Consider the following 10,372-nt stretch of genomic DNA (forward strand, 5'->3'; position numbering starts at 1 on the left):
CCATTGACCCCGCTCTCTCTACCTTTTATGCTAAACGATTCTAATGAAAGTCTCGGCGCCTAAATCGGTCGTTTTATCGCAGCCCCTCAGCGGAGCCGCGTTGCCGACGTCAAAGTTGAGCCATCGCCAGCGTTTCCTGGAGGCCTGCTATTGCCGGGCGGTCGATTGCCCCCCTATCTGGCTGATGCGCCAGGCTGGCCGGGCGCTTCCCGAGTATCGCGCTCTCAAGCAGAAGCATTCATTTATTGAATTGGTGCAAACCCCGGAATTGGCCGCCGAGGTCACCTTGCAACCCATTCGGCGGTTTGATTTCGACGCGGCCATCTTGTTCAGCGACATCCTGGTAGTGGCCGAAGGCATGGGGCAGCGGTATGAGTTTCGCGACAGCGGCGGTATTGAAATGGAGTTTTTGCTCAAATCAGCAGCGGACATCGATCGGTTGGAGGTCGAGCCCGTGACTGAGCGGCTGCAATACGTTGCCAGGGCACTGCCTTTGGTCAGGTCTGTTTTGGGAGAGCGGACCGCCCTTCTTGGTTTTGCCGGCTCACCCTGGACGCTGGCCAACTTCATGATGGAAGGCGGCGGCGTGAAGGAATACACAAAGGCCAAAGCCCTCTTTTATTCCGACCCAAAGCTCTTTTCGCGCCTGATGACCAAACTCACGCGCGCCGTGGCGGCCTTTCTCCAACTCCAAATTGACGCCGGCGCCGATGCGGTCCAGATTTTTGACAGCCTCGCCGGGGGGCTGTCGGAAGGCAGTTTCGGGCCCGCTTCCGCGGTTTGGATGAAGCAGATCATCGGTTCGTTGGAAGGGAGCGCGCCGGTCATCGTTTTTGCAAAAGGCGCTCATGACAACTGGTCGCAACTGGCGGATACCGGCGCTCGGGTTTTGGGTGTAGATTGCAATGTGCGCCTGGCCGAAGTGCGGGCCGGTTTGCCCTGTGGAACTGCTGTGCAGGGCAACATTGATCCGTTCCTGCTCAGCACCACGCCGGAGATTGTAGCCGGCGAAGCTGCCCGAATCCTGCGCGACATGGGCGGCGCCCCGGGGCACATTTTTAATCTCGGCCATGGTGTGCCGCCAAATGCGAAGCTGGAGAACATCGAGGCCCTGGTGAAGACGGTGAGAAGTTTCAAATGAGCACGCTGAAAGTCGATCTCGATTTGGTCAAGAAGTACAATGTAGCAGGCCCGCGCTACACTTCTTATCCCCCGGCGACACGCTTCAGCGACACGCTAACCTGGCCGGAGTTGGCGGAAAGAATTCTCGAAAACAACCGCGCCGAGCGAGACTTGTCACTCTACTTTCATATTCCCTTCTGCGAGACCCTCTGCTGGTATTGCGGTTGCACGACGGTCATCACGCTGAACCACGGCCAGGCCGGCACGTTCCTGGATGCCGTGGAAAAGGAGGTCGCTCAGATGGCCACCCTCCTGAACCCGCGCCGCAAAGTTGTCCAATTGCATTGGGGCGGCGGCTCGCCCACCTTCCTCCAGCCCGACGAGATTCGGCGTCTGGGCGAAATCATCCACCGCCAGTTCACTTTCTCCGACGACCTGGAAGCCGGTGTCGAGATCGATCCCCGCCGGCTCACCCGCGACCACATCGCCGCCCTGCGCGAGGTTGGCTTTAATCGCGCCTCATTGGGTGTGCAGGACTTCGACCCGGTCGTCCAGGAATCGGTGCATCGTATCCAGCCACAGGCCATTACCGAACAAGTGCTCCGGTGGACTCGTGAGCTGGGATTCAATTCAATAAATTTTGACCTTATCTATGGACTGCCCCACCAGACGGTCGAATCCTTTAACCGCACGCTGGACATTGTCCTTTCTCTCGAACCCGACCGCCTGGCCGTCTTCAGTTACGCGCACGTGCCGTGGGTGAAGCCGGCGCAAAAGATACTGGAACAGAAAGTCCTGCCAACGCCTGAGGTGAAATTGCAACTGCTCAAAACGGTAATCGAGCGGCTGACCGAAAATAATCGCTATGTCTATATTGGCATGGACCATTTTGCGCGCCCAAGCGACGAATTGGCCGTCGCGCAAAACCGCAAGCAACTTCAGAGGAATTTCCAGGGCTATAGCACCCGCGCCGGCGCCGACATCTACGGCTTTGGCATGTCCTCCATTTCACAGATACCGGATGTCTATTGGCAAAACGAAAAGGACCTTCCGAAATATTACGGCGCCCTGGATGCGCGCCGGGTGCCACTGAGCCGCGGCTATCTAATGACAGAGGAAGACAAACTCCGTCGCGAGGTCATCATGCGCGTCATGTGCGACCTTTCCCTCGATTACGCCGCGATGTCACAACGGCTCGGCATCGATTTCGCATCCACTTTCGAGCGGGAAATCGAGTCGCTGGCCGCCTTCGAGGCCGATGGCCTGGTGCGCCGCTCACCCAGCGGCATGGAAGTCACCGATACCGGACGGCTCTTTATCCGGAACATCGCGATGAGCTTCGATAATACCTTGGCGCCGGTTTCCGAACGCAAGCATTCAAGGACCATTTGAAGCCGATTGCCATCATCGGTGCCGGCATTACCGGGCTCACAGCAGCCTTTTATCTCCAACGCAAGGGCCTGCCGGTGGTCGTTTATGAGGCCTTCGGACGCGTCGGAGGCGTGATTCAGTCCCTGCGGGCGGAAGGTTACCTGGCCGAGTTCGGTCCCAACACGATTCTTGAGACATCGCCCAAAATCGGCCAACTGGTTCGCGATGCGGGCCTGGAAAGCCGCCGGCTCGAGCCCGCGTCTGAAGCCCAGGCCCGCTATCTGGTGCGCTACAAGCGCCCGATTGCCATGCCCGGCTCGCCTCTGGGCTTCTTCACAACAAAACTCTTTACCTCTACCGCCAAGCTTGCCCTATTGCGCGAGCCTTTTGTGCCTCCGCGGCGCGACGGCCCCGAGGAAAGCATCGCCGAATTTGTCCTGCGCCGCCTTGGCCGGGAATTTCTGGATTACGCCATCGACGCCCTGGTGGCCGGGGTGTATGCCGGCGACCCCTATAAGCTCTCGCTGCCTCAAGCATTTCCCAAACTCGCGCAGTTGGAGGTCAGGTACGGTTCGCTCATCAAAGGACAAATCCTCGGCGCCCGAGAACGCAAGAAGCGCGGAGAAATCGCCAAAGACCGCGCCCCGAAGTTTTCCTTTGATGAAGGGTTGCAGGTGCTCCCTGAGACGTTGCGCGAACGGCTTGGTCCGGCAGTCCGGATGGAAACGGCAGTGACTGGCCTGTGTCGAATGAACGGCGGCTGGGTGCTCGAATCAATGGAGGCGGGGCGGCCCGCTCGAGCTGAGCATAGCGCCGTGATCTACGCCGGCACTGCCTACAAGCTGGCCCAATTGCAGATTAAGATCGAGGCGCCGTTGAGCTTCGCGAGTTTTTCAGAAATCCGGTACCCGCCCGTCGCCAGCGTGGTTCTTGGGTTTAGGAGGGAAGATGTCGCCCATCCGTGCGAAGGGTTCGGCATGCTCATTCCGCGCGCGGAAGGATTCAAAATTCTCGGCACGATCTTTTCCTCATCCCTGTTCCCGAACCGCGCGCCGCGCGGGCATCTGACGCTGACCAGCTATGTGGGCGGGGAACGATTTCCCGAGCTGGCCTCGCTGCCGTCGGAAAAATTGATCACCCTGACCTGTGAAGACCTTCGCGTATTGCTTGGGGTCCGGGGCCCTCCGACCTTTCAGCATTCGGTTTACTATCCGAAAGCCATCCCCCAGTACAACCTGGGTTATGGCCGCTATCGTGAGTTGATGAACCAAGTGGAAACGCAGGCCCCAGGCCTGTTCTTCGCCGGCCATTATCGAGATGGCGTGTCGTTGAGCGATTCAATTGTTTCCGGCTGCAACGTCGCCGAACGGGTCGATGCCTTTGGCCGCAATGTGTCGTCCGCACGGCAAGCCAAGGTTAGCGCCGCTGCATGAGCCAAGGCGTGCTGCTTGTCAACTTAGGCTCGCCGGATTCTCCCTCGGTGCCGGACGTGCGCCGCTACCTGCGCGAATTCCTGATGGATGGCCGGGTGCTGGATGTGAACTGGTTCGCGCGCTTTTGCATCGTTCATTTCGCAATTCTTCCCTCGCGTCCGGCGCAATCGGCGCACGCATATCGCTCGATATGGACGCCGGAAGGCTCGCCCCTGATTGTGCGCAGCCGCAAGCTGCAGCGCCTGTTGCAGGACAAAGTGCCTATCCCTGTTGAACTGGCGATGCGGTACCAGAACCCATCCATTCGTGAGGCGATTCAGAAATTAAACCAGAGAGGCGTGGACGATGTCCTGTTAATCCCGCTCTTTCCGCACTATGCGATGTCGAGTTATGAAACTGCCGTGGTCCGCGTCAAGGAAGTGGCTGCCAAAATGGCGCCGCAGATGCAGATAAAGGTCCAACCGCCTTACTATGATCAGCCTGACTACATCACCGCGCTGGTTGCGAATGCGAATGACTTTTTAACGCCGGGTTACGATCACCTGTTGTTCAGTTTCCATGGCATTCCCGAGCGCCAAATCCGCAAGTCAGACCCGACGGGCTCCCATTGCCTTACAGTGCCGAACTGTTGCGACGCAGCCAGTCCGGCGCACGCGACTTGTTACCGGGCGCAATGCTTCGAAACTGCATCTGCTTTTGCCGCCAAGGCCGTTTTGCCCAAGGACAAATTCTCCGTCTCATTTCAATCGCGTTTGGGCCGTTACCCCTGGTTGAGGCCTTACACCGATCATGAACTGATCCGGCTGGCTCAGGCTGGTGTGAAAAGGCTGGCGGTCATCTGTCCCTCTTTTGTCTCCGATTGCCTCGAGACTCTCGAAGAAATCGGCATCCGTGGGCGCGCGAGTTTCTTAGAATCGGGCGGAACTGAATTGAGATTCATCCCCTGTCTGAACGAGCACCCGCTTTGGGTCGAGGCCCTGAGAAAAATGGTTGTAGAAGCTCTTAACCACTAGCGCGCGTTCCAGTGCCAGTTGGCGCAAGGCCTTAAGTGCCAGCGCAGCAGGTTGAGACTTTCAGGGGCTCAACCAAAATGATTTGGGCCAGTTGCTCGCTAATGGCCAAGCGCGTATTGCAGACCTGGCAGATGAAATTGGTGCGGCTCGTCAGCAAATGGATGATCTGATCTTCGCAAAAGCCCAGTTCCCGCAATCGGTTCTGAAGCTCAGGCGCAGCGCAAAGCCGCCGGATGCGCACCGCTACCCCCGCCTTGACGCGGCTCAAAGGACATACCTGGCATCGTGCTTCGTCGCTCGGTCCGGCTTGCGTTGCGGTGTTCCAATTCATATCAACCGCTGAAACACTCGCCGTTGGGACGGATTCGCACTACACCGATTTTGCTGTATGATGGACATAATTTGGCTAGGGGAATCCCATCTCCTGCACAAACGCATCCTGGAAGCGGGCGTCTTCGTTCAAGGAAACATGATGAATCTTCTTCAGCAGCGGCTCATAGGCGCCGCCATTTTCGGCGAGGCTGAACAGGGCAATTTTAGCCCCGAGCAAAGCGGTATTTCCGGCAGGGCGGACCTTTTCGAGTGGAAAATTCAGCAGGCCAATGCGCGCTGCGGAGGTGTGATTAATATAATTGCCAAAAGCCCCGGCCAAATAAACCTGTTCCAGTTGTTCAAAGGTCGAGCCCCACTGCTCGAGCAGAAGGCGCAGACCGGCGGCAATGGCCGCCTTGGCCAGTTGCAGCTCGCGGATGTCCGCCTGGGTGAGCGAGACGAAGGGTGTGAGCGTGAGAGTGGTTCCCTGGGAGAGCCGGCCATTGGGGCGAATCAGTCCCAGATCGAGCCCTGCGGCGACGGCATCGACAAGCCCGCTGCCGCAGAGGCCACGGGCGCGGCCGGCTCCCAGCGTGCGGCAAACCAGTTTCCCACCCTCAGCGCGCACTTCAGAGATAGCGCCATTGGCGGCGCGCATGCCCATAGAAATACGGGCCCCCTCGAATGCCGGCCCAGCCGCCGTCGAGGCGCAGAGCAGGCGTTCGGAATTGCCGACAACTATTTCGCCGTTAGTGCCTAAATCAATTAATGCGTTGAGCGAGTTGCTTTCCGGTAGGCCGGTTGCCAGCAGTCCGGCCAGAATGTCGCTGCCGACAAATCCGCCCAGGCACGGTAAAAAACGGACGACCGGGTATCCAGGCAACTCCCAGCCCAGCTCTGCGGCGGAGAACGCTTGCAAACCCGGTGATGTTGGTTCGAACGGGACGCATGAGAGCGGTTCGACTGAGAGGCCGCAGAACAAGTGGTGCATGGCCGTGTTGCCGACAATCACCACGTGGCGAAGCGGTTCAGGAATATCGGAGCGCCGGTCGTTTGGAGGGCCTGTCGGCTTTACAGTCGAGCGAGGCTGCGTTGCAGCTCTGAGCAACTCCTGGATCATAATGCGCAATTGGTCGCGGACCACCTTCTGTAGTGTCAGCCCTCCATTTGGCCCAATGCCAAATTCGATGCGGCTCATAATATCTGCGCCGTGTTTGGCCTGGGCGTTTAACCCGGTTCGAACGGCCAGGACACGGCCCGTTTCCAAGTCGAGCAACTGCGCGGCGATGGTCGTCGTGCCCAGGTCAATTGCGATGCCCCTGCCTTCGCCCGGCTTGAACTGGAAGGCAGAATCATCCGTCAGGATAGGGGCCTCCCACTGGGCCAGGTCGAGCTTGATATCGTTCTGTGGCCGCGCCCGGCAGGCCAGGCGCCAGCCTGCGCCCAGTTCGCCTGGTGTGAGTCTTTCTTTATCTTCAGGGGTGATTGGCAGCGAGCCGGCGAGCACTTTGATGCGGCACCCTTTGCAACGGCCTTGGCCGCCGCACGGAAACTCGACGCCATAGCCGAACAAAAGGTCCTGGAGCGGCGCGCCCCGCTCGATGCGCGCTAAGACGCCCAGCGGGAGCAACTCGACTTGGAGGCCGTTCACCTCTGCACCCGGTAGAACTGCGCGGGGCCGTTGGCCGGGACGGAGGCCTTGAAGACCCCTGGGCTAAGCTGGGTGATTGAGGCGGAAGCGGCGGGAGCATAGGGGCCGCCAGGGACAGTGGCGCTTAGCAGCGTAAAAGCGGAAGGCGAATCGCTGGAACTGCCGGTGAAGGTCAGGATGACGTTGCCGCCTGACAAGGAGAGGCCAGTGATAAATGGCTGGGGCGGCGCTGAGGAACCCTGGCGGGCGATTCTAAAAAACTGCTCAGAACCCGTTGCGGGAAGGGTCGCCCGGAACACTCCGGGACCGAGTTGGGTAATGGTCGCCCCGGAAACGGCCAGGTAAGGCCCTGTGGGCACTGAGGCGCCGACGACCGAGAACGAGGAGGCGGAGTCAGTCGGCAGCGCGGTGAAATCGATGGTGATGACGCCATTTGAGCTGGTGATCTGTGTGACCTGCGGGGGAGGCAGTTGTTGGCCTCCGCCGAGTTGCACCATGGAGACCGCAACGGTAGTTGCCTGGTTGGTGCCGGGTGGAGATACAGCGCGCCAAGACCCGGCATAATAGTCATTGTAATAAAGATTGCCCGCGGCATCCCAGGCGCAATCGGTGTCCTGGTTGGGGAAGCCATTGATAGCGAGGTCGATGTTGGTTACGAGCACTCCATTGGTGGCGTAAAGAATCTTGGCGCCCCCGTTGATTGGCGCCCCAGTCGTCGGGCTGCCCTGGAACGCCACAGCCAGGTAAGTGCCGGTGGGGTCCACAGCAAGGCCGCTGGCGCTGGCGAATCCATCGTCGTTTGCGCCGGCGGACCAATCGGCCGTTAGTTCCGGCATTCCGCCGTTGGTCGCGGGGTCGTAGGCGGGAAAGCGAAAGACGCGCGGGGTTGCGCCGGGCGTCGAGATATATTGGCAGGTGTAGATGTTCCCGAATTTATCCAAAGCAACCGCGTACGGACTTTGGGTAAGATCGCCGCCGATGCCGACAACCGTTTTGCCCAAGTCATTGGTGGCGCAGGCGCCGTTGGTCGTGACAATCCATTTTAAGATGCCGAAACTGGATTGATTGTCTGCCATCCAAACCTGCGTATTGGTTCCCGTGCCCGCGATGGCGGGGCCGCTCAAGTGCGCGCCCGCTGGCCGGTTATCGGAACGCAGCACCGGAAAGAGAGAGTTGCTCGAAATAAGGGGGTCCCAGCGCAGTACAACTCCCCCTCCGCCCATGTCATCGACATAGACAAGGTCGTCCTGCGACACCGCCAGCTTCCATGGGCTCAGCCCCAGGCCGCTCCAGTTGTAACCATCGTGGCCGCCGCTGGCGGCGCCTTCGTCGGCAAAGCTGTCGTCGGCGTTGAACTTCAGGATGCCGTTCACGTCGCCAGGAGTGTTGGCGGGGTTGGAGCCCGTATCGGCATTGGCGATGAAGACGCGCCCATAATAAAGGCTTCCGGGATTTTGATCGACAGCGATGCCCTGGCCGTCCCAAACGTATGTGCTGGGGTCCGTATCCGATGTCAGATGAGTCCAATAGGCGTAACCGCTCGAACGGGCGGTGATGCTGATGGTGTAAGTGCCCGAACCTGCGCCTGTGGTGTCCCAATTGACAGTGTTCAAGCCACGCTGGGCGCCGGACTCGCTGGCCGCAACGGGAATAGTGGCCACAACATTTGAGCCGGAGAGAATGTTGATGGTCAGCCCAAGACTGGCTGGTTCGTTGAGGACGTAACTGATCTGGACCACGTCGCCTGCTGTAGCGCTAATATTGGTCGTGCCGCCATCGAGCTTGATGTTGGTGGCATAGACATTGGCCCGGGCTGAGGGAACGGCTGCCAGCGTCAAACCCACCGCAAACATGCAAGGGATAAAACTGCCTCGAGAAAACTTAAGGTTCATGACAATGCATCTGTTCTTGCGCGCCCGATCGAGCGCAGATAATCAAACCGGCGCCCAGTTTTTAGCAGTTATGGGCAAAGGCACAACTAGAAAAGGGCTGGGGGACGCCGGGGTGACGGTGCGCCGGGGGAGCAGGTCAAATTTTCCCTAAGTTCGTCTGGCCAACCCGATGAAGAGCAGCCGCTAAGCCAAGCTGATATGAATTTAAGGGTGATAAGAATTAGGAATAACTTAAAGGAGGCGAATCCATGCTCAACTCGGGCGACCCACTAATGGAGGCGAAATCGCAAAAGAAAGTTAAGGGGAAAAAGGGAAAAACGCTATTCCAGGTTTCCGATTCTGCCTGGATCGCTTATGTTCATGTGAACGCTCCTCTGTCGGCGTAATTCAACTTTGGCCTGTTTTAAATTAATAAATTATAAACATTCCTTTCTCCATTCCACAAATCTGAATTATGAACAAAGCATTGGCGCGCCTTGCCAGCATTGGCTTCATCACCTTCTTGGCCGCCCAATATCTCATGGCGGATGAAATTTGGACATTGACGACGGCTCCGTATAACAGTTGGGTTCAAATCGCGAGTTCCGATGATGGAAGGGTTTTGATTGCCGCCGCTGATTTGGGATCGTTATATGTGTCAACCAATTCGGGAGCGGCTTGGACGGCTGCAACGAATGCGCCAGACACCTATTGGGTTTGTGTTTGCATTTCCGCTGATGGATCCAAAATGGCAGGAGGAGTTGATGGCGGGTCAATTTATGTCTCTTCCGATTATGGCGTGACTTGGAGTCAGACTGATGCGCCAATAAACTATTGGAAATCTATCACGTGCTCCGCTGATGGGAGCAAGCTGGCGGCTGCCGCAATTTCGGATGGCCTGTATAATCAAGTTCCCGGCCAAATCCATCTATCCAAAGATTCGGGGGCCACCTGGTTTACGCCTGATTCAACAGCGACGAACTCCCAAGAATACAGCGAGTTCTGGCTGGCAATTGCATCATCATCCGATGGCTCAAAATTAGTTGCAGCCAATGCTGGTGGTTCAATTTACATCTCTGAAGATTCTGGCAATACTTGGTCGTTAACAGGCGCACCGTACGAGAATTGGTTTAGTGTAGCCTCCTCTACAAATGGAAACCTGCTGGTTGCAGTGGCTTACGCAGGTCCAATTTATGCGTCAACGAACTCCGGTGTGACTTGGACACCGGCAACAAATGCCCCTAATGCAGGTTGGGCCTCAGTCGCCTCGTCGGCTGACGGGAGGAAACTCGCCGCCGTCCAGTTGGGTGGTCAGATTTATACTTCAGACGATGCGGGGACGACCTGGTTGCAGAATGGTATGCCAAATACTTTTTTAGCTGGTGGCGTTTGGGGAATCGCTTCGTCAAAGGATGGCAGTAAGTTGCTAGCTTGCGGTGACGGTCCTTACGGTGGTCCGATTTACCTTTTGCAGCCGTCGCCAGTCTTAAGTATAGCGCACACGCGCACTAACATAGTGCTCTCCTGGCCGACTTCTGCATCCGGGTTTATGTTACAACAAGCTACCGATGATCTTCGGATACAAAATTGGACGAACGT

At 57.8% G+C, this 10,372-nt stretch carries 8 protein-coding genes; 5 read left to right on the forward strand and 3 right to left on the reverse strand.

Going from position 1 to position 10,372, the window contains the following annotated elements; all coding sequences use genetic code 11:
* The first annotated feature begins 43 nt into the window (after positions 1-43).
* Genes hemE through hemH form a run of 4 tightly spaced genes read left to right on the forward strand, consistent with a single transcriptional unit; the run spans position 44 to position 4,939 of the window.
* Entirely contained in the window at positions 44-1,141 is a 1,098-nt protein-coding gene (hemE, locus tag VG146_02755; protein ID HEV2391261.1) for a uroporphyrinogen decarboxylase, read from the forward strand.
* Positions 1,138-2,514, forward strand: a complete 1,377-nt coding sequence (gene hemN / locus VG146_02760; protein ID HEV2391262.1) for an oxygen-independent coproporphyrinogen III oxidase — start codon at positions 1,138-1,140, stop codon at positions 2,512-2,514. Before hemE ends, hemN begins: the two co-directional genes overlap by 4 nt.
* Positions 2,511-3,926 (forward strand): protoporphyrinogen oxidase, encoded by a 1,416-nt coding sequence (gene hemG, locus VG146_02765; protein HEV2391263.1) that lies wholly within the window; start codon positions 2,511-2,513, stop codon positions 3,924-3,926. The genes hemN and hemG overlap by 4 nt, the downstream gene beginning before the upstream one ends.
* Complete coding sequence (gene hemH / locus VG146_02770; protein ID HEV2391264.1) at positions 3,923-4,939, forward strand: ferrochelatase; 1,017 nt, start codon at positions 3,923-3,925, stop codon at positions 4,937-4,939. The genes hemG and hemH overlap by 4 nt, the downstream gene beginning before the upstream one ends.
* A 31-nt stretch (positions 4,940-4,970) precedes the next feature.
* Here hemH and VG146_02775 read toward each other — a convergent pair whose 3' ends face one another.
* From VG146_02775 to VG146_02785, 3 genes are all read right to left on the reverse strand, one after another.
* Positions 4,971-5,270 (reverse strand): FeoA family protein, encoded by a 300-nt coding sequence (locus VG146_02775; GenBank protein ID HEV2391265.1) that lies wholly within the window; start codon positions 5,268-5,270, stop codon positions 4,971-4,973.
* Positions 5,271-5,345: 75 nt separating this feature from the next.
* Positions 5,346-6,902: an ASKHA domain-containing protein gene (locus VG146_02780; GenBank protein HEV2391266.1), complete on the reverse strand. Its 1,557-nt coding sequence runs from the start codon at positions 6,900-6,902 to the stop codon at positions 5,346-5,348.
* A complete protein-coding gene (locus tag VG146_02785; protein ID HEV2391267.1) occupies positions 6,899-8,794 on the reverse strand; it encodes a hypothetical protein in 1,896 nt (631 codons plus the stop codon). The genes VG146_02780 and VG146_02785 overlap by 4 nt, the downstream gene beginning before the upstream one ends.
* Positions 8,795-9,248: 454 nt before the next feature.
* On the opposite strand from VG146_02785, the gene VG146_02790 reads away from it, so the two are divergent.
* A partial coding sequence (locus tag VG146_02790) for a hypothetical protein (protein HEV2391268.1) occupies positions 9,249-10,372 on the forward strand: 1,124 nt, incomplete at its 3' end.

This window comes from Verrucomicrobiia bacterium (assembly GCA_035946615.1).
Classification (GTDB): domain Bacteria; phylum Verrucomicrobiota; class Verrucomicrobiia; order Limisphaerales; family UBA8199; genus DASYZB01.

Excerpts from the sequence above, each read along its gene's own strand:
- hemE (HEV2391261.1), top strand. The coding sequence starts at position 44 with ATGAAAGTCTCGGCGCCTAAATCGGTCGTTTTATCGCAGCCCCTCAGC.
- VG146_02785 (HEV2391267.1), bottom strand. The coding sequence starts at position 8,794 with ATGAACCTTAAGTTTTCTCGAGGCAGTTTTATCCCTTGCATGTTTGCG.
- hemN (HEV2391262.1), top strand. The coding sequence starts at position 1,138 with ATGAGCACGCTGAAAGTCGATCTCGATTTGGTCAAGAAGTACAATGTA.
- hemH (HEV2391264.1), top strand. The coding sequence starts at position 3,923 with ATGAGCCAAGGCGTGCTGCTTGTCAACTTAGGCTCGCCGGATTCTCCC.
- VG146_02775 (HEV2391265.1), bottom strand. The coding sequence starts at position 5,270 with ATGAATTGGAACACCGCAACGCAAGCCGGACCGAGCGACGAAGCACGA.